The organism is Streptomyces bluensis (assembly GCF_014650715.1).
Classification (GTDB): Bacteria; Actinomycetota; Actinomycetes; order Streptomycetales; family Streptomycetaceae; genus Streptomyces; species Streptomyces bluensis.
The window spans coordinates 112620-130190 of the sequence record NZ_BMVM01000001.1 but is presented as its reverse complement, the minus strand read 5'-3'; the positions used below and the strand labels follow the sequence as shown (position 1 = coordinate 130190).

Below are 17571 nucleotides of genomic sequence, written 5' to 3'. Positions count from 1 at the left end.
GCGGTTCAGGTGCTTGGCGTCAGGTTCTCCGCGGCGACGACGTCACGGACGTGCCTGATGCCCCGGCCGACCTGCGAGCGGGTCAGGCGGGTGGCGGCCATGAGCTGGTAGGTGTGCAGGCCCGCGGGCCTGGCTTCCATCAGGGCGACGCGGACCAGGTCGCCGTGTGATGGCAGCCTCCATCCGGTTGAGTGGGCAGGACCTTGCGCTGGACCGAACGGCCGCAATCCGGTGGCTGCCCCGCAGAGCGGCACATGTGCTGCTCGCCGGCGTGAGCGCGTTCGGGAAGCAACCTTCCTCGCCGCACGGCGTCCTACACAGTGTCACGCTCGGAAGTTCCCTTTGGGCGTGCGGCTACCAAAATCGTCAAGGGCGGTATTGTTTCGTGCTGAACCCCGACTTCTGTCTGGACGTCCCGGACGGCTTCGACGACTCGGAGGCAGAGACCGGGGTGCACCCGGTGGCCAGAAAACTCTTCCTCGGATCGAGCCCTGCTCAGGTCTTCTCAAAGGCACACACCTGGGTGAGCGAGCACGATGTTCACATCCAAGGTCTCTCCTGGGACTTCCTTGACGGCGAGGGCGAGCCTCACTGCCTGAGTATGTATTTCACGTTCGAACTGCGGCCTGCGGAAGGTTGAGAACGAGGCGACTCGGACTGAGCTGAACCAGATTTTGTAGCGGCCCTGGAGTCAGGCATGCCCGTCTCTGCAGATTCGCCGGCGGCGGCGAGGGTGTCGCCCGGTCGCGCGTACGTCAGCAATTCGCGGAACTCCGGCCGTTGGAGTGGGTGGAGGCGGCTGGAGGTGCCGGGGTCCTCCTCGAAGACGACCGGGTCCTCGATCCCGGCCTCGTTGCCTCGTCCAAGACGAGGTTCTGCCGGACGGTCGACTGCTGGTCGGTCTAGGCCCGCTTGTGGACCAGATTCGCCACCGAGAGCCCCTTCCGTGTGGAGGATGAGACCGCCAGAGCCACCCCCGGTGGCGAACAATTCCACCGGGGCTGGCCAACGGTGGGACCGCTGCTCAAGGCCGCCGCCGTCGAAGGAGGGTGATCTCCCGGGTTCCCTTTCCTCCACCAACAGCAGACCCCCGCCACCCTCCTCACGGCTGAGGCGAACTGCTCGACGGCCTCCCGAGGCACAGGCCTTTTTCCCGTTGAGAAACCCTTCCCGGGTTGACCGGCTGTAGTGCGTACGTGCCGCGAGCTTCGCGAATCTGAGCCCTGGCAACTCCTTCAGCCTGCGCATCTCCCCGGCTGTCAACTCGCTCATTCGTCGCCCTCCAGCACTCTGACTCCCATTGGTCATGTGGGTTCCTCACAGCCAGGAAACAGGCAGTGGGATACGGGGGACAGAGGTCTCACGGCCGATTTCGAGGCATCTCAAGATATTTGAAGGGGTCCACGGTGGTTTATCGCGATCTACAGGGATCACGCGGACGTCCGATGCGAAGGTGACTCAGGTCAGTGTCTTGGGGGTGGGGAGTGGCATGACGTCTTCCAGGGCCGGGCATTCCCGGACTCGGAGACCGGCGAGGCGATCAGCTGCCACGTCCGCTCATCCACGGTCCCCCGCGCACTCAACACGCCAGCGCGCGGCATGGGCACGGCAGTAGGCCAACCGGTCCGGTCCGGGCTCCCGAGCCCGCCGCTGCTCCGCATGGGCCGAAGCTGGGCAGCGGCCGGACTCGCGGGCTGCGGAGGAAGTCCTCCAAACGGGGGCCGGCTGGCCCGGTGCTGGCTGCGGTGAATCCGGACCGCGGTCAGCATCGTGTTGAACCGGCTCTTTCGTGTTGAACCGGCTCTTGCCCCTGACAGGCTCTGCCCCCCGGAGCGGCACCACCACCTTCTGTCCGCTCAGGGTGCCACCGCGCGGCCCGTCTGAGGGGAGATCGCGCCGGCGCACAGGCCGCGGGCGGCCAGCCCCTGTGCGATGCGTGGGATCGCGGCGAGCGTGTTGGCGGCCCAGTCATGCATCAGGATGATCTGACCGTTGGCGAGTCGCCCGGCGGCCTGCACGATCGCATCCGTGCCGGCGCCGTTCCAGTCCCCTGAGTCCACGTCCCAGATGATCTCGGTCAGGCCGTACTTGGCCGCCACCGTCCTGACCGTCGAGTTGGTCTCGCCGTACGGCGGCCGCAACAGTTTCGGCGTGCCGCCGCCCGCGACCGCGATGGCCTGCTGGGTGCGAGAGATCTCCGAGTCGATCTGCGACTGGCCGAGCTGCGGCAGATGCGGGTGCGTGTAGCTGTGGTTGCCGACCCACATGCCGGCCGCGACCTGGGCCTTGACCTGGGCCGGGTAGGCGTCGGCGTACCGCCCCTCGTTGAACATGGTCGCCCGCAGCCCGTTCCGTTGCAGCGCGCCCAGCAGAGCGGGCGTGTTCCCGGACGGACCGTCGTCGAAGGTGAGTCCGACGTATCCGTTGCAGGCGGCGGCCTGCGCCGGGGCCGTGTGGACGGTCAGGGTGCCGGTTACGGCCAGTGCCAGCGCGGCCAGGGTCGTCGTCAGGGGGCGTGCGGTCCGAGGCGGTCCGGTGGTTCTCATGCCGCCACCGTGATGTTGGAGCTCCCGCTGCTCTGGTAACCCTCGGTCGCGAGGATCATGTAGTAGCTGAAGTTGCCGAGGGCCATTCCCGCGCGGGCCCAGGCGTCGAAGTGGTTGCCGGTGGTGATGGTGCCACCCGTCCGCTTCGACTGCCGCACGCTCCAGTATTGGTTGAAGGTCTTGATGCCTTCGACGGACGGCGCGTTGTACCGCGTCGTCTGGTAGATGTCGTATGTGCCGCCGTCGCTGGTGACGGTGCCCTTGTACGTGCCGGTTGGCCGGTAGGTGCCCCAGTTGTCGACGACGTAGTACTCGACAAGAGGGTTCGACGTCCACCCGTAGAGGCACAGGTAGCCGTTCCCGGACGGGTTGAAGGTGCCCGAGTACCTCACGGTCCTGCGTGAGCCGTTGCTCCAGCCTTTGCCGGCGACGAAGTTCCCTGTGTTTCTCCAGTTCGTGCTGTAGTTGCCGCCGGAGTCCAGGGTCATGGAGACCGTTCCCTGCGAGTCGGTCCAGAACGAGTAGTAGAAGCCGTTGTTGGTGCCGGTCTGGTTCGTGGTGATGACGGTGGCGGCGCGGGCGGTACCGGGCAGGGCCAGCGTCGACGCGGCGCCCAGCAGCATGGCGCAGGCGGCCCTGCGGGACGTCGGGTGTGCGGGTACAGCGGTCATGTGCGAGTTCCTCCGCATCTGAGGCCGGTATATGGCCCGCAGTGTTGACCTGCCCGCGTCAAGCGTCAATAGTTTCGGCATGTGTTACGAAACATTTCGATGGCTTCAAGGGCGTAATGAATATGTTCTGGCCATCCGGAACGGGGAACTTTTCGGGAAGAATCTGGCGTCTGAGTTTCGAATGTTTCGAATACCGGACCGATCTAAGTCATGGCTGCAGCAGGGTGCGCGCTAGCGGCAACTCGACGGGGGGACCTGACCGGCAGGGCGACGAGCAGGAGGAGCAGGGGCCGCTCCGTCCGGTGCGTCGCGCGGGCGTAGGCCGCGAGGGCGGTCGGGGGAATGATCCGGCGGCCCGGCTCGTCGAGTTCGGCAGTCCGTTTCCCACCGTCGACCAGACGCCATCCTTGCCTGTCAAAGCGGCCGCGGAGGTTCCCCCGGTCATCCAGGGCGCGGCTTTGGCACGTTGGGAAGGCGCTCCGCTGCACGCACTTTCCGCCTGAGGCTGCCAGCCGCGTCGGCGGCTCCCCACGCGACCGGGAACCCCAGGCGTTCGAACGGGACGCATTCGTGACCGTCGTGGAATGCACGTCATCTCGCTGGCGTGGTCAGGCCGAGAACGTACTCGGCGAGGGCCTGGTGGTGGATGCAGCGCGAGTCGGTCAGCGCGCTCTGCGGGGCGCCGACCGCCGAGGGGCAGAGCTGACCAGCAGTACGGTCCAGTCACTGTCCCGCCCACCGGGAGGCTTCTGCTACCTCCTCAAGGACCGCATCGCCGACCTCGGTGAACTCACCGAAGCCATCAAGCGTGTCGCGGCGGGGGAGCCCTTCATCGACCGGAGATCGTCAGACGTCTACCGCCGGCGACGGACAGCCAGTGCCCTGGAGGCGCTTACCCGGCGGGAGTCGGAGGTGCTGGAGCTGATGGCTCGGGGTCGCTCCAACGAGTCGATCACCAGGGGCTGAGTGTCGGCGGCAAGGCCGTCGAGACGCATGTCCGGAGCATCTTCACGAAATTGGGCCTGGAATCCGATCCGGAAGGCCACCGGCGCGCGTTGGCCGTGCTCGCCTATCTCGAAGCCTGACGGACACGTGCCAGTTCCGTAAGACGGGACAACCGCCTTTCGTGAGGTCGGCCGTGTCATTCGCACCGTGCAACTGCCGCGCTACCTCGCCGACGCGCCGCAGCGTCGGCGGCCGCGGCGGCCAACACGGCGCACGGGATCTCGCGGCGGGGCTCACGAACAGGCTGAGAAAGTCCCGCTTCGCCCTCGGACATCTCGCGCGCAAGGAGGCGATCGAATAGCAGGACTCGGCAGCGTGGCTGAGCGCACCGGTTCGGCGAGGTGCGACCCTCTGCGGACGGAGTGGAGCGATGGCCGGGGCCGGTGCGGCCCCCGGCCGTCGCGCTGCTCATCCACGCCGGGGGAGTGCTCCGAGTCGTCAACTCACTGAGTGAGTCAGTCGTCGCAGGCGGAGGCTGCGATGAACGCGACTGCCGCCCGTAACGTCTGTATGCACTGGTGAGGCTCGCCGAAGCGAAGGGGCGCACCACGCTGATCCGCAAGCGGCAGGATCACGCTCTGCTGGCGCACCTCGATCGGCTTCCGGCAGCCCAGAAGCCCGAGGTGTTCCCGCCCCACGTGCTGAGTTCGGCGCAGAAGGGCTTCGGTGACCTCATCGCGCTGGCAGCTCAGGGCCAACAGCAGGTGCTCCTGCGAAACACCACACCAGTCGCCGTGCTGTTGCCCGCCGACGCCGGTGCACTCTCATCTGATCCGGCCGCAAACACGGGTGCGGCGTCCGCAGGAGGTGCGGCGAACAGCCGAGGCAATCAGGACCGCGGCAGCGCGCCGCGCAGGCTCGCCACGCTGGGCGACGCCATCGGATCGGTGCTCGCCTCCGGCCCCACCAGCGGCGCCACGTTCGGACTGCCCGGCCTGGCAAACAAAGGTGCTGGGTTCACAAAACCGCCAACGTCCTCGACTCCATGCCAAAGACCGCGCAGCCCGGCGCGAAAAGGTCATCCAGGACATCTACAACGCGGAGGACCGCGACCGCGCCGAGGCAGCGGTCAAGGCGTTTGCCAAGCTCTACAGTGCGAAGTTCCCCAAGGCCGTCAAGAAGATCACCGAGGACGAGCCCGAGCTGCTGGCGTTCTACGACTTCCCGGCCGAGCACTGGTCCACCTGGGCACCACGAACCTCATCGAGTCCACCTTCTCCACCGTCCGGCTGCGGACCAAGGTCACCCGCGGCGTCGGCTCCCGCACCGCCGCCCTGGCCATGGTCTTCAAACTCGTCGAGGCCGCCCAGCAGCGGTGGCGGGCCGTGAACGCACCGCACCTCGTCGCCCTCGTCCGCACGGGAGCCCGCTTCGAAGGGGGCCCCTTCGTCGAACGGCCCGACGATCGGCTCCAGGCCGAGGCTGCTTAAGGTGGCGTGACACCTGCAGCGGCAAGTCTCGATGAGAAAGCGAGCGGCATGAACATCGTCGTCGACGACCTCTCCGGTCGGCAGATCGCCGAGTTCCTCGAAGAGCACGTACAGGAGATGCGCTCCATCACACCGCTGGAGAGCAAGCATGCCCTCGGCCTCGATGAACTTCGCAGCCCCGAGGTCACTTTCTGGTCGGTCCTGGACGGTGACGCGCTGGTGGGTTGCGGCGCGATCAAGAAGCTGGACGCGGGTCACGCAGAGCTGAAGTCGATGCGCACCTCGTCGGCGCGCAAACGAAGCGGGATCGCATCCCAACTGCTGGAGCACATCCTCACCGAGGCCAAGCGCGTGGGCCTGACCCGGATCAGCCTGGAGACCGGCTCGGCCGAGTTCTTCCGGCCGGCCAGAAACCTGTACCAGAAGTTCGGGTTCGGCTACTGCGAGCCCTTTGGGGATTATCAACTCGATCCGAACAGCGTGTTCATGACGCGGACGCTCTAACAGATTCTCCCCCCCCGCTGGCGGTAGTGGTGGGCCGGGACTGCTTGAAAGGCCCGCAACCACGCCGGGCGAACGAACAGTCGGCACCGGTGCGCACCCTGCGCCCGGGCGCCCCTGCGGAGCTGAAGCGGTTCGCCAACCGGCTCATGGCCAAGGACCCCGCTCAGCGGCCAGCCGGCGGAGAGGTGTGGGCCACCCTCAAAGAGATCAACGACCGGTACTTCGGGTTCACACCGCCCAGCCGCGGCAAAGACATCGCCCACCACATCGACGTCACCCCGGCGGAAGCCGCCGCGCGATCATCCCCTGCGGATCACCGCCCACAAGCCCTGTCCCGCCTGCGCTACCAGGACAGACGACAAGGCGGCACGGACCTGCACGATCTGCAAGGGTGAGGGTCGGCTCATCCAAGAGCAGCACACCTACAAGGTCCGCATACCCGCGGCGGTGAGAGCTTCCAGGGCCCTCGCACCCGCGGCGCCGAAGCGGTCGCTGGAGGAGGTGTCGCGGCGCCCGCACCACAGCCCCCACCGGGTGGCGGCCGAGGTCGAAGCGGCGATATGCGAACTGCGGCGGACCTATCCGCTCTGGGCACCCGCAGAATCTCCTACGAACTCAGCATCCGCGGGGTCGAGCCGGTGCCTTCGAAGGCCACCGTGCACCGGGTACGTACTGCTCACCCCGTGCCGGTGGCCCGGCCGGGCTCAGTCGATCGTCTTGATCACCCGGGCAGGGACTCCCGCGACCAGGGTGCGGGCAGGAACATCACGACTGACCACCGCACCGGCAGCGACCACCGCACCAGCGCTGATGGTCACTCCCTGCAAGATCACGGCAGAGGTCCCGATCCAGACGTCGTCTTCGATGACGATCGGGGCGAAGGAGAGGTACTCGCGACGTTCGGCGAGCGGCAGAGGGTGCCCCCCGGTGATGAGGCTGACCTTCGGGGCGATCATGACGCCGTCGCCGATGCGGATCCCGCCCTTGTCCATGAACGTGCATCCCTGGTTGACGAAAACGTTCTCCCCGAACGTCGTGTTCAGCCCGTACTCGGTGAAGAACGGCGGGTAGATCGTCACCGACTCCGGGAGCGGACCACCAAACACAACAGAAAGTAGTTCAGCACGACCATTGCTGTCGCTGAACGGCAGCACGTTCAGTCGAGACGTCGCGTCGGTCACCTCTAGGATTCGCTCCGCATGGCGCGCGAACTCGGGCGTCTGGACATACATGACCTGCTCTGTGCGGGTAGACATACGACGATTCCACCACCCTGAAGAGCGCGTCATCAAACAACCGCACTACATACCAGGCACAACCAATCGTTGTGAAAGTAGGCTGAAGGTGTGGATGTTGAAGCTCTGCGGACGTTCGTGGCCGTCGCCGAGACCGGCCAGTTCCAGGCAGCAGCGGATGAGCTCGGGATCAGCCAGCAAGCGGCCTCCAAGCGGATCGCGACACTTGAGAGACACCTCAAGGTCACGCTCCTGGTGCGAACCTCACGAGGCTCCCGGCTGAGCCTGGACGGGCAGGTCTTCCTGCCTCACGCCAAGAGGGTCCTCACAGCCCTTGAGCAGGCCGAGCAGGCCGTGCGCCCCAGCAGCCGGCCCTTGCGCGTCGACGTCCTCAACCGGCGCATCGCACCGGCCCAGGCCGTATACCGCTTCTACCGCGCACACCCCGGGATGAACCTGGACACGGTCACACTGAGCAACGAGAACGCCGCCCAGGCAGCCCAGGCGGTGCTCGAAGGAACCGTCGACGCGTCGTTCCGCGCCCTGCCGGTGGACCAGGTCCCAGCCGGGATCAGCGCCGAACGACTCCTGGACGCACCCCTGGAGCTCCTGGTCGGGCCCGGCCACCCGTTGGCGAACGCACCTTGGGTCTCAGGCCTGCGGACCTGGCTGGCCACCGCATCTGGATCCCCGGGATCAGACCAGGCGCGGAGTGGGCAGCGTTCTACCAGGCGCTGTCCGAGGCATTTGGTCTGAGCATCGACGCGCTCGGCCCCAACTTCGGCGACGAAGCCCTCATGGACGCGCTGGCCGACTCCGCCTCGCTGGCCACCCTCGTCGGCAGTGGGGACCGGTACCTGTGGCCCCAGAGCCACGACCTGCGGCGCATCCCGTTGCGCGAACCGACCCCGGTGTACCCGCACGTGCTGTTGTCCCGCGCCGGAGACCAGCACCCCGTGCTGACCGCGCTACACGACCATCTGCGCACCTCAGGGCCGCTCACCCCGGACGACGTGTGGGTGCCAGACTGGATGGACTGCTGACCAGACGTCCGATTTGGCGGACACGCCGTAGTAGAACCCGACCGTGCCCGGCCCGGTTACGGCAGAGCATCTGGCCTCCATGCCCGGTACTACCGTCCTCGAACTGGATCTGGCTGCCGCCCCCTGGCCGTCGCGCGCCAGGAGACCTGGGCGGCCGCGCACAGCCAGTACGTGGCTCAGCCCACCCCGGACCGTCCCGACGGCGCGATCATCGCCACCGCCGCCCCACAACGGTGGGCAGGCGAGCCGGTCCGCGTACTGGACCTCACGCCCTAAAAGCAGCAGAAAACCCGACGCCCACTGGCGTCGCCGCCCATCTGCCGGAGCACGACCGGCGCCACAGCAAGAGCCGGACCGGCGACATACCGCTGCGCTCCGTTGTGTGCGGAGGCGGGGCGCGATGCGGTATGCGCGTACGCCCGCCGGGAGTGGCGGGCCCGCGAAGACCCCAAGCGCCGATGACGTTGAGGAGCGGGTACGCGTCGTCCTTGTCCGGAGCACAAGGACAACAAGGCGGTCCGCAACGTGTGTTTGGATCTGGCCCGGCACGGCCTGACGGTGTCGGAGGGCAGCGCCCGGGACGGGAACAAGCTGTGGGGGCTGACCCCGCTCGGGCTGGAGGCAGCGGCCGAAGCCTTGGGCCGGCCGGTGAGCGAGATGGACGGCACCGCGCGCGGCGCGGCCCGTTCCGGGGCCCCGCATGCGATGGCGGTCAACGAGGCCATCATTGCCATCACCCGCACCGCCCCCGAGCCCACCCGGCCCGTACGCGGCACCACAGCCGACGCCGCCCCCGCGCCGGAACCGGATGCAACTGCTCGCGACGGGGTTGGTGTCGGGGCCGGCGGGGATCGGGACGCTGGCGTCCTGGTCCACGGAGGTGGTGCACCATCTGCCCGCCAGCGGCCGCAACCGCTCCGCCGTCCAGGCCGACGCGGTCCTGCACGCTCCCAAGGCGGGTGCGCCGGTGCTGCTGATAGAGGTCGACAACTGCACCGAGACCGCCGATGTCCTGGCCGCGAAGTTCGAGCGCTACCGCCGCTTCTTCCGCCTGAAGACCAAAGACCACCAGGGCCTGGAGACCCCGGTGTGGCGCGGCCTCTACCCGCCCACCGGCGGGGAGGGACACCCGCCGGTCGCGCTGGTGTTCAACCCCGGCATCCGCGCCGGGGAACAGGCGCTGTAGAACCGGATGAACCGGGTGCTGGACCTAACCCGGGACATCTGGTCCGGCCAGTTCGAGCGTAGGGGCGGCCTCCTGGGCGAGCCTGACGACGGCTACCACACCTACGCCGACGCCGTCCCCGTTCTGTTCACCACACTGCCCTGCCTGCAACAGCACGGGCCACTCGCGGCCGTGTGGTGGCGCTGCGGCCACCGCCAGTGGGAAACCGTCGCCGATGCTCTGCCCAACCCTGACGACAACAACGCCTGGAACTGCCGCGACGAAGAACGCCGCCGCCAGCGCGAGCAACAACGGCAACGAGAACGCCAGCAGCACACCACACAGCAGCAGGACGAGCAGCGCCGCCGATCCCGACAGCCGCCGCCCCCGGGCCACCGCCCGCGCCGTGTGAACGCTGGGGCCTGCCCGTCAGGGGCGAGCCTGGCATGGTTTACCAAGACGCACCGCCGGGGACGGCCGCCACTGCCCCCAGTGCCGCCTCGACCTTGCCGATCAGCCACCAGGCCTGATCAAGGCACTCTTCAGCCACCGCGAGTGAGTCACCAGACCCGCCTCCGGCTGGCGCGTTCAGCCTTCCTCTGTCCGGCGTAGGCAGTACACGCACTTGGACTCCATCCCGACGAGCCCCATGCACCGTCGGCACTCACCGCGTTCGAGGACCGGCCCGCGGCCGTCCGCGCAGCCCGGGCACGTCATCACGGGCTGGGCAAAGCCAAAACTGATCACCCATCCGTCACCTTCGGCGGACTTGCGTGCCATCTGGGACACCTCGTCTGCAGAGCGCTCATCGCCATCATTGCCCGTCTCTACCGCCAGGTAGACGGCGAGACAGTCGTCGGTGTCGCACACGACCGCTACTCCGGTAGGCATCTGGTCCCCTCCTCAGGTACGTGCACCGAGTTGTAACCTGCCCCCCCGAGCATGACCATTCTGCGGAAGCGCCATGCCGCCGCGTTGAAGTTCAGGACGAGTCGGCGCAGCGCCAGGACCGGATCCGGCTACGACGCAGCCAAGCAGCGGCTCACCGAGGCCCACGAGGCGGCGAAGGCCGCCCATGACGAGTTCGTCGACGCGGCTGCCGCCCGCTTCGCCCGGACTGCCTGACATCCCGCCAGGGGGGTCCAGGGCTTGTCGGCGCAGCTGAGGCACACGAGGAACTCATCGCCAAAATCAACGTGCTCAGCCTCGGCCCGCCGCCTCACCCGGAGAAGCCGGAGCATGTGCAGGGAGACCTCTGCCAGCTCGCTCAGCAGGTCGTGCAGCGGCAAGCCCGCTGCGCGATCCGACAACTGGGGGCGGATATGCAGGGGCAGACCATCCGACAGGATTTTGCGCACAGGGCACAGGGCAGGGGAGGACAGATAGCCCAGCGGGGACAGGCGGACCTGGAGAAACAGGCAACGCCGCTCCTGATGGCGTGTGTTGTGCCCGCACAGGCGCGGCAAGCTGTCTGCGCCGTTCTGGTAGGTACCCCCGGCGGAGGCCCGGTGCCCGAATTTCAGTGCCGTTCGGCGATATCGCGGGCAGCCTCGCGGGGTGGGCGACCGACGGCGATCAGAAGTGGCGGAGGCGGTCCGGACCAGTCACCGTAGCCGAGCAGGTGCAGGCGCGGTTCTTCCACGGACCGGGTTCCCGCAGTGGCGACGTGACCGCGCCGGCCACGTAGACCCAGAGGCGCCAGGTGCTTGAGGGCCGGGCGAAAGCCGGTGCACCAGATGACCGCGTCGGCGGGTGCTCGGGTGCCGTCGGCCCGGTGGACGCCGTCGCGTTCGAGGCGTACGAGCATGGGCGATGCCTTGAGCAGTCACGTGTGACGGGCGTCGCGTACGGGCGGTACGGCGACGATGTCGCCGAGGGACGCGCCCCCTCCGGTGTCGGTGTGGCCCTCGTCGAGGGCGCGACGGCGGGGTGGTGGCCGCGTCGAACAGGGCACGCCCGTCGATGTCGTCGGCATGGAAGCGGGGTGAGTGCTGGGTGACCCACGTCAGGTCGGCGTCGTAGGCCAGGCGCCACCGGCGGCAGCGGGACGCTGCCGACAGCGAGGCAGTGTCGAACGCTGCTGCGACCAGCGTTAGGAGGGTCAGGGTCGTCCTCCACGGCTGTGCTCAGGGCCCGAGGTGGGGGGCAGGCCGGCCAAACGGCGGATGGCGGCGAGCCCGTCGTCGGTGCCGGGCCAGTGCCGAGCCAGAGCATCGGCTCCGGCGTGGCGGACGACCGAGCGCGGCGCCTCTCCGGAGCCCACCGCCACCAGAGCACCGACCACCACGGCCGCTCCCTCCTCCTCGGCCACCGACGGCGGTCTGAAGAACGGCACGTACCGCGGCCCCGCCGCTCGCAACGACTACGGCACTGTCCAGACGACGATCACCGTCTCCGGAGGCCGCATCACCGACGTCACCGCCGGCTTCCCGACCACCCCGGCACGGAGCGCGCAGATCAACAACGGGGCCGTTCCCGTACTGCGCCAGGAGGCACTGGCCGCCCAGAGCGCGAACATCGACGCGGTGTCCGGAGCGACCTTCACCAGCGCCTCCTACAAGCAGTCGCTGCAGGCAGCCATCGACGCGGCCAGGGCATGACATGAGCCGAGTGGGACGAGACAGGCGACATAGGCCCGCCGCGAGCTTTGTCGGAATATTGGCCGTCTCTTAACACTCTCCTGGCGGGCTCCTGGACCTCCCCTGCCTTCGCCGACCGTAAGGTCATTGCCGTTCCCCGGTGTTCGCCCCCGCGGCTCCACCTCCCCACGTGCCCCCGGGGGCTGATGCCTCCCCTTCAGCCCGCGAGGGAGAAGGCCATGTCGCCCGGATCCGACAGCACGCTCCCACCTCCGCGGCCGGAACACAGGACACCGTTACAGGTCCGGCCGTCCGTCCTCGTCGTCGCAGCCCTCGCCGTGGCCGCCATGGGAGGTTTCCTCTTCCTGACGTTGCTCTTCGGCGACAGCTCGGCGTCGTCGTCAGCCCCTCCCAGCCCCCGCGACAGAGCACTGACCATCCAGATGGGCACGTCGGCCGCCGCGCCCCCGGCCTCCCTCGCCGTCCTCAACGCCGGACAGGACACGACACCCGGCGACACCCCCGACCCCCAGCCCTACGCTGCCGAGAGCGGACCGCGGACCGCCCTGCTCCAGGCCTGTCGGCAGCGCGTCTGCGGATCTCGCGCGGGCAGCGCCCACAGCCGCGGTCTCCCGTCCCTCGTCCGCATAAGGTTCCTCACCGGCCCGAAGAACGCTGTCGGCCGCCACGCCCCGCGCACCGAGGGCCCTCGGGCAGCCCACCCCCGGACAGCCAGTGCCGCATCCCCCACCGCCCGCCGCGACACCAGCGGTGAACACAACAGAGACGACCACGAACACACCGATGACGACCGATAACGATCCCTCGTACAGGGCCGGGACGAGCAGGTCGTCCCGGCCGAACCGACCGACGCCAGGCCCCGAAGGCCCCGGCCGATCGGCGGAAGCGAAGAGCACGACACGCACACGGGACACGAGCCCGACGCCTTGCGGCTCCTGCTCGTCGAGGACGACGACCGGGTCGCCGCCCCCCTCATGGAAGGCCTGAACCGCTACGGCTTCACCGTGGCCCGGGTCAGGACCGGTGCCTCCGCCCTGTCGGCCTCCGCCGCCGACCTGGTCCTGCTGGACCTCGGCCTTCCCGACATGGATGGCATCGACGTCTGCCGGGCTCTGCGCGCCCGCTCCACCGTCCCCATCATCATGATCACGGCAAGGAACGAGGAGACCGACCGTGTCGTCGGCCTGGAGGTCGGGGCGGACGACTACCTGTCCAAGCCGTTCGGACTGCGGGAGTTGGTGGCCCGCATCCGAGCCGTCACCCGGCGTACCCACCCTGAAAGACACACACCACCGAGCACCACCGCTCCCAAGCCCGGCACGCCGCTGACCGGCGCCGGACACACCCGGCTTCCTGCGGAGCGGGGCGTGCAGCGCCTCGGCCCGCTGACCATCAACCGGCGTACCCGGGAGGTCACCCTCAACGGTCAGCCACTCGCCCTCACCCCGAAGGAATTCGATCTGCTGGCCCACTTGGCCGGCGATCCCGGCGCCGTCTGGTCCCGCCAGCAGATCCTCGACGCGGTGTGGGAGCCCGGCTACTTCGGCCCGACCCGAACACTCGACGTGCACGTGTCGGCGCTGCGCCGCAAGCTCAGCAGCCCCTCCTGGATCGCCACCGTCCGCGGTATCGGCTTCCGGCTCACAGTGCCCGGCAACGGCGCATACGACTGAACCCGACGGAGCCCAAGGGGCGGCGGTGCGTGCTGTGTCCATCACGCCCATTGGACAGGAACGGTGGCAACGGCACGACAGCTGACCACAGCAAGCCGTCCGGCCGACCCCGCGGGAAGCGGAATCGGCCGGACGGCAGAGGCGAGGCAGCAGCGGCGCCTCGAACCCGGGGAGTCAGTCCTCCTCGGCGCGGTCACCGTCCTCGCGTTCGGGATCCCTCCGGTCCTCGTCATGCCGATCCGGCGTTGCCGGTTGCGACGGCGCTGCCTGCGGCGGCACGGTCACGTTCGCGCCGGTCCCGCCGGATGCGGTGCCACCACTGGTTGGATCAGAAACAGGAGTGGAGGCGCCGGGGACAGAGGGTGGTGGGGTGGGCGTCCTCGGAGCAGAGACCTGGTCGGCACCGCCGGGAGCCGGATCGGAGGAGACAGTGTCACCGATCACCGACAGGCCCACACCGAGACCGCCCGCGACAATCAGGCTGGCGGCGACCGCGAGAAGGACGTTACGCCGCACTGCCACGAGCTGACCCAGAACCCCGCGGCCTGCCTTCGGCTGCTCCGCGGAACGCGGCTCAGAGGCCGACTCTTTGGCACGGTCCCTGCTCGCCGGCGGTTCCACCACCACAACGGGCCGCGCGGGCGCCGATGAGGGGTAGTCGAAGGAATCCTCCTCGTAGCGCCCCCCGTAGGCTGCTTCCATCTCTGGGTCCACCGGTGTGCGGCGGACAGGATCGGTCGCCATGCTGTCTCTCCCTTCCGACGGCCTGCCGGTCACCTACGCGTCATCAGCCCGTGGTCTCGTTCTCCTCGGTGCTCTCCTGCTTGGTGTCGGTGACGTTGAAGGACTTGTCGAGGTAGACCTCTACGGAGGAACCGTCCTCCTGCTGGACCTCCACCGCGTACATGCCGGGCTTCTCCGCGTGCACGCATGAGACGTCTCCAGAACGGTTGGGGACAGTGAGTACGAAGAGCCGCGGACGGGAACTCCGGGTGACACCAACGACTCTAGGAACATGCGCTCCAGAGGACGTCCAGCAAACAAACAGCGGAAATCAAGCAGTTGGTCAAGGTTTCGACACCGCTTCTGCAAAGGAACGGGAAAGCCAGGGGAGTCCGTGTCGGTCGGCAATCCACAGCGGGGACGCAGGGCAGCGCCACGCTTCGAGATCGCGCTCCGCCAGGTCGACGGCTTGACTCTCAGAAGTACCGGCCGCCGGTGGGGACGATCACCTGGAGCCGTACCAATTCGTCGATGTACGGGTTCGGTCGCAGTGCCGGGCCGTAGGCCCACTCCATGATGTCCATCCGCCAGGGAGCGTGGCGGTAGTCGATGATTCGTAGATCGGCGATGCGTTCGGCGATGCGGCTCGCCAAGCCTGCGGCTGAGCTTGTTCTTTAATCTTCGTCCGGCCCTGGTCCAGGGTGGCTGGCGGGTTCAGGCGCGAGCGGTCGAATCGGGATGCGCTGTTCTGCAAGGCAGTTGCATACTCACCGCATGGCCTTGTTCTCTGCTCGGTTCCGGGACCCGCACAGCACCGAGTACGACTTCATCAGCTTGATCATTGTGCGGTGCCCCGGTTGTGAGAAGGCCGCCCGTGTCGTTCCGGCGCCCGAAGACTCCGGTCCCGGGGGGCGGATTCTGTTCAGGCCGCGGCGCCTGGTCTGTCATGGCTGCGGACTGTCACGGGTGTGGAGCGGCCGTCCTGTCACGCTCTCTGCCGGCACAGCACAACCAGCGACGGATCCGTACTTCGGTATGCCGCTGTGGCTCCAGGTCGAGACCCGGCACGGGTGGCTGTGGGCGTACAACCTCGAACACCTCGACTTGATCCATCGTTTCGTCCAGGCGTCGCTGCGGGAACGAGCGCCCTGGTACGGCACCGGACAGAAGATGACCTTGGTGGCCCGCCTTCCGGCATGGATCAAGCGGGCGAAGAACCGAGGCGAGATCCTGCGTGCCGTCAGCCGGATCCACGCCACGCTGGTTGCCGCCTGACCTGCTGACCAGCGTCCGAACGGCACTCGAACTTGATCTCTGCTTCCGCTGTTCAGCGGACGTGCGGGCGGCCTCCGCACGATCATGTGCTCCGACCAAAGAGGCACTTGACCAGGATGAAGGCCGTGAGGGTGAGTCTGCTGCCTGATGCTGTCCCGCGGAGGCGTTCGCGCACGCCTCATGCTTTCGGGACGAGTTATTCGACTGCCTGACCGCGCGCGGGGACGAGCTGTTCGAGCTCACCGACGCGTTGCTGTGCGCGGACGGGCCGGTGAAGGCGCCGGTGGACCTGACGCTGGTGGCCGAGCACCGGCGCGGTCACGGCGCGATGTACGACGCGCTGAACAGCGGGGACGTCGACGTTCCCCCGCTGCCGCAGGTTCTGGCCGGCCTGCCCATGCCGCAGGCCGCCGACGGACGCATGGTCATGGCGGTCGACGTCAGCCACTGGCTGCGCCCCGACGTGCCGACCAGCCCTGACCGTCTCTTCTGCCACGTTTACGGCCGCAGCGGACGGTCCTCGGACCAGTTCGTGCCCGGCTGGCCGTACTCCTTCGTCGCCGCCCTCGAATCGGGCCGGACGTCCTGGTGCCAGCTCCTGGACGCCGTCCGTCTTGGCCCGGCCGACGACGTCGCTGAGGTGACTGCCGCCCAGCTCCGCCGCGTGGTCGAGGACCTGATCGAGATGGGCCGCTGGCGCTTGGGAGGCGACATCCTCATCGTCTTCGACGTCGGCTACGACGCCCCGCGCACGGCTCACCTCCTGCGAGGCCTGCCGGTCGAGGTCCTCAGCCGGATGCGCACGGACAGGGTGATGCGCAAGCCCGTCCCGGTGCCGTGGGTCTCCCCGCCTCAGGGCGGACGTCCCCCGAAGCACGGCAAGGAGTTCCGCTTCGCCAAGCCGGATACCTGGGGCGAGCCGGACGCGGCCACCGTCCAGGTCACCGACCGGTACGGCACCGCCCGCGCGAGGGCCTGGGACCGCATCCACCCCCGCCTGACCACCCGCTCCGCATGGATCGACCACACCGGCGAACTCCCGATCATCGAGGGGACGTTGATCGGCCTCCAGGTCGACCGCCTGCCCGGCGGCCATGATCCGCTGCCACTGTGGCTGTGGTCGTCGGCCACCGGCCTGAGCGGCGAGGACATCGACGTGCGCTGGCAGGCGTTCCTGCGGCGCTTCGACCTGGAGCACACCTTCCGCCCGATGAAACAGACCCTCGGATGGACCCGCCCGAAACTCCGCACGCCCGAGGCAGCGGACCGTGGACCTGGCTGATCGTCGCAGCCCACACGCAACTCCGCCTCACCCGGCCACTGGCCGCAGACCTTCGCCGCCCCTGGGAGAAGCCCGCCGAGCCCGGCCGGCTCACCCCCGCCCGAGTCCGCCGGGGGTTAGGAACCTCCGCCCGAACTTGCCCTGTCCGACCCGAGCACCAAATCCCAATCGGCCCGGCCCTGGCCGGCCGCCCGGCTCGAAGAACCGTCACCCCGCCACCCGTTACGCCGTGGGTAAGACAGTCAGGCGGCCCGAGACCATAGCCGAACGTGACCAGTTCAGACCATAAAGAACAAGTTCAGAGCCTGTTTGTTCCTGAAATGTCCATGCCATACCGCTGCTCTCCGGCGGGGGTTGAGGGCGGCATATAGCCCCGATTGACAGGCAGCCTAATGGCTGCATATCTTTTATGCAGCTGA

At 68.2% G+C, this 17571-nt stretch carries 18 protein-coding genes and 5 pseudogenes; 14 read left to right on the top strand and 9 right to left on the bottom strand.

The annotated features are described in order from the left end of the window. Window positions 1-5: 5 nt before the first annotated feature. Window positions 6-140, bottom strand: coding sequence for a hypothetical protein (locus tag IE262_RS40110; RefSeq protein ID WP_268249553.1), 135 nt, complete (start codon window positions 138-140; stop codon window positions 6-8). A gap of 245 nt (window positions 141-385) precedes the next feature. Between IE262_RS40110 and IE262_RS00730 the strand changes: the two genes are divergently transcribed. Beyond that, the gene (locus tag IE262_RS00730) at window positions 386-640 is read left to right on the top strand and encodes a hypothetical protein (protein ID WP_229877098.1); all 255 of its coding nucleotides are present in this window, start codon (window positions 386-388) and stop codon (window positions 638-640) included. Between the two features lie 1216 nt (window positions 641-1856). Here IE262_RS00730 and IE262_RS00725 read toward each other — a convergent pair. Next, the gene (locus tag IE262_RS00725; RefSeq protein ID WP_189870437.1) at window positions 1857-2546 is read right to left on the bottom strand and encodes a polysaccharide deacetylase family protein; all 690 of its coding nucleotides are present in this window, start codon (window positions 2544-2546) and stop codon (window positions 1857-1859) included. Then, the gene (xynA, locus tag IE262_RS00720; RefSeq protein WP_229877025.1) at window positions 2543-3217 is read right to left on the bottom strand and encodes an endo-1,4-beta-xylanase XynA; all 675 of its coding nucleotides are present in this window, start codon (window positions 3215-3217) and stop codon (window positions 2543-2545) included. The genes IE262_RS00725 and xynA overlap by 4 nt, the downstream gene beginning before the upstream one ends. Before the next feature lie 570 nt (window positions 3218-3787). On the opposite strand from xynA, the gene IE262_RS00715 reads away from it, so the two are divergent. From IE262_RS00715 to IE262_RS00700, 4 genes and pseudogenes are all read left to right on the top strand, one after another. Continuing rightward, on the top strand, window positions 3788-4183 hold the full coding sequence (locus IE262_RS00715) for a transcriptional regulator (RefSeq protein WP_189870435.1): 396 nt from the start codon (window positions 3788-3790) through the stop codon (window positions 4181-4183). 979 nt (window positions 4184-5162) lie between these two features. Beyond that, window positions 5163-5652, top strand: a pseudogene (locus IE262_RS00710) (transposase); the annotation flags it as partial. A 48-nt stretch (window positions 5653-5700) separates the two neighbouring features. Beyond that, window positions 5701-6156, top strand: coding sequence for a GNAT family N-acetyltransferase (locus IE262_RS00705; RefSeq protein ID WP_134043473.1), 456 nt, complete (start codon window positions 5701-5703; stop codon window positions 6154-6156). An 89-nt stretch (window positions 6157-6245) separates the two neighbouring features. Next, window positions 6246-6551 carry a hypothetical protein gene (locus IE262_RS00700; protein WP_189870433.1) on the top strand — a complete coding sequence of 102 codons (306 nt, stop codon included), beginning with the start codon at window positions 6246-6248 and terminating at the stop codon, window positions 6549-6551. A gap of 309 nt (window positions 6552-6860) precedes the next feature. Here IE262_RS00700 and IE262_RS00695 read toward each other — a convergent pair whose 3' ends face one another. Continuing rightward, window positions 6861-7388 carry a sugar O-acetyltransferase gene (locus tag IE262_RS00695; protein WP_189871554.1) on the bottom strand — a complete coding sequence of 176 codons (528 nt, stop codon included), beginning with the start codon at window positions 7386-7388 and terminating at the stop codon, window positions 6861-6863. Window positions 7389-7502: 114 nt separating this feature from the next. On the opposite strand from IE262_RS00695, the pseudogene IE262_RS00690 reads away from it, so the two are divergent. The 3 genes and pseudogenes from IE262_RS00690 to IE262_RS00680 all read left to right on the top strand — a co-directional run bounded on the left by IE262_RS00690 (window position 7503) and on the right by IE262_RS00680 (window position 9620). Then, a pseudogene (locus IE262_RS00690) lies at window positions 7503-8434 on the top strand (LysR family transcriptional regulator). A gap of 24 nt (window positions 8435-8458) precedes the next feature. Further along, window positions 8459-8710: pseudogene (locus tag IE262_RS00685) on the top strand (hypothetical protein); the annotation flags it as partial. Between the two features lie 532 nt (window positions 8711-9242). Continuing rightward, entirely contained in the window at window positions 9243-9620 is a 378-nt protein-coding gene (locus tag IE262_RS00680; protein ID WP_189870431.1) for a replication-relaxation family protein, read from the top strand. Window positions 9621-9644: 24 nt separating this feature from the next. On the opposite strand, the gene IE262_RS00675 is transcribed toward IE262_RS00680, so the two are convergent. Further along, window positions 9645-9995, bottom strand: a complete 351-nt coding sequence (locus IE262_RS00675) for a hypothetical protein (protein WP_189870429.1) — start codon at window positions 9993-9995, stop codon at window positions 9645-9647. Window positions 9996-10541: 546 nt separating this feature from the next. Between IE262_RS00675 and IE262_RS00670 the strand changes: the two genes are divergently transcribed. Then, window positions 10542-10724: a hypothetical protein gene (locus IE262_RS00670; protein WP_189870427.1), complete on the top strand. Its 183-nt coding sequence runs from the start codon at window positions 10542-10544 to the stop codon at window positions 10722-10724. 394 nt (window positions 10725-11118) lie between these two features. Here the strand turns inward: IE262_RS00670 and IE262_RS00665 are convergent. Continuing rightward, window positions 11119-11626, bottom strand: a pseudogene (locus IE262_RS00665) (pyridine nucleotide-disulfide oxidoreductase); the annotation flags it as partial. A gap of 138 nt (window positions 11627-11764) precedes the next feature. Here IE262_RS00665 and IE262_RS00660 point away from each other — a divergent pair. From IE262_RS00660 to IE262_RS00650, 3 genes are all read left to right on the top strand, one after another. Further along, on the top strand, window positions 11765-12199 hold the full coding sequence (locus IE262_RS00660; protein WP_189870425.1) for an FMN-binding protein: 435 nt from the start codon (window positions 11765-11767) through the stop codon (window positions 12197-12199). A gap of 218 nt (window positions 12200-12417) precedes the next feature. Further along, complete coding sequence (locus IE262_RS00655) at window positions 12418-12996, top strand: hypothetical protein (RefSeq protein WP_189870423.1); 579 nt, start codon at window positions 12418-12420, stop codon at window positions 12994-12996. 129 nt (window positions 12997-13125) lie between these two features. After that, window positions 13126-13872, top strand: coding sequence for a response regulator transcription factor (locus tag IE262_RS00650; protein ID WP_189870421.1), 747 nt, complete (start codon window positions 13126-13128; stop codon window positions 13870-13872). Between the two features lie 174 nt (window positions 13873-14046). Here IE262_RS00650 and IE262_RS00645 read toward each other — a convergent pair whose 3' ends face one another. The 3 genes from IE262_RS00645 to IE262_RS00635 all read right to left on the bottom strand — a co-directional run bounded on the left by IE262_RS00645 (window position 14047) and on the right by IE262_RS00635 (window position 15248). Continuing rightward, window positions 14047-14616, bottom strand: a complete 570-nt coding sequence (locus IE262_RS00645) for a hypothetical protein (protein ID WP_189870419.1) — start codon at window positions 14614-14616, stop codon at window positions 14047-14049. 43 nt (window positions 14617-14659) lie between these two features. Then, a complete protein-coding gene (locus tag IE262_RS00640; protein WP_189870417.1) occupies window positions 14660-14800 on the bottom strand; it encodes a hypothetical protein in 141 nt (46 codons plus the stop codon). 271 nt (window positions 14801-15071) lie between these two features. Continuing rightward, a complete protein-coding gene (locus IE262_RS00635; RefSeq protein ID WP_189870415.1) occupies window positions 15072-15248 on the bottom strand; it encodes a hypothetical protein in 177 nt (58 codons plus the stop codon). A 121-nt stretch (window positions 15249-15369) separates the two neighbouring features. Here IE262_RS00635 and IE262_RS00630 point away from each other — a divergent pair, with 121 nt between their 5' ends. Both IE262_RS00630 and IE262_RS00625 read left to right on the top strand, forming a co-directional pair. Next, complete coding sequence (locus IE262_RS00630) at window positions 15370-15870, top strand: hypothetical protein (RefSeq protein ID WP_189870413.1); 501 nt, start codon at window positions 15370-15372, stop codon at window positions 15868-15870. 208 nt (window positions 15871-16078) lie between these two features. Beyond that, window positions 16079-17441: pseudogene (locus tag IE262_RS00625) on the top strand (NF041680 family putative transposase). Window positions 17442-17571: the final 130 nt, after the last annotated feature.

Bases quoted from the DNA above. Each gene is read 5' to 3' on its own strand.
- IE262_RS40110 (WP_268249553.1), bottom strand. From the start codon at position 140: ATGGAAGCCAGGCCCGCGGGCCTGCACACCTACCAGCTCATGGCCGCC.
- IE262_RS00725 (WP_189870437.1), bottom strand. From the start codon at position 2,546: ATGAGAACCACCGGACCGCCTCGGACCGCACGCCCCCTGACGACGACC.
- xynA (WP_229877025.1), bottom strand. From the start codon at position 3,217: ATGACCGCTGTACCCGCACACCCGACGTCCCGCAGGGCCGCCTGCGCC.
- IE262_RS00705 (WP_134043473.1), top strand. From the start codon at position 5,701: ATGAACATCGTCGTCGACGACCTCTCCGGTCGGCAGATCGCCGAGTTC.
- IE262_RS00695 (WP_189871554.1), bottom strand. From the start codon at position 7,388: ATGTATGTCCAGACGCCCGAGTTCGCGCGCCATGCGGAGCGAATCCTA.
- IE262_RS00680 (WP_189870431.1), top strand. From the start codon at position 9,243: ATGCAACTGCTCGCGACGGGGTTGGTGTCGGGGCCGGCGGGGATCGGG.
- IE262_RS00670 (WP_189870427.1), top strand. From the start codon at position 10,542: ATGACCATTCTGCGGAAGCGCCATGCCGCCGCGTTGAAGTTCAGGACG.
- IE262_RS00660 (WP_189870425.1), top strand. From the start codon at position 11,765: ATGGCGGCGAGCCCGTCGTCGGTGCCGGGCCAGTGCCGAGCCAGAGCA.
- IE262_RS00655 (WP_189870423.1), top strand. From the start codon at position 12,418: ATGTCGCCCGGATCCGACAGCACGCTCCCACCTCCGCGGCCGGAACAC.
- IE262_RS00645 (WP_189870419.1), bottom strand. From the start codon at position 14,616: ATGGCGACCGATCCTGTCCGCCGCACACCGGTGGACCCAGAGATGGAA.
- IE262_RS00630 (WP_189870413.1), top strand. From the start codon at position 15,370: ATGGCCTTGTTCTCTGCTCGGTTCCGGGACCCGCACAGCACCGAGTAC.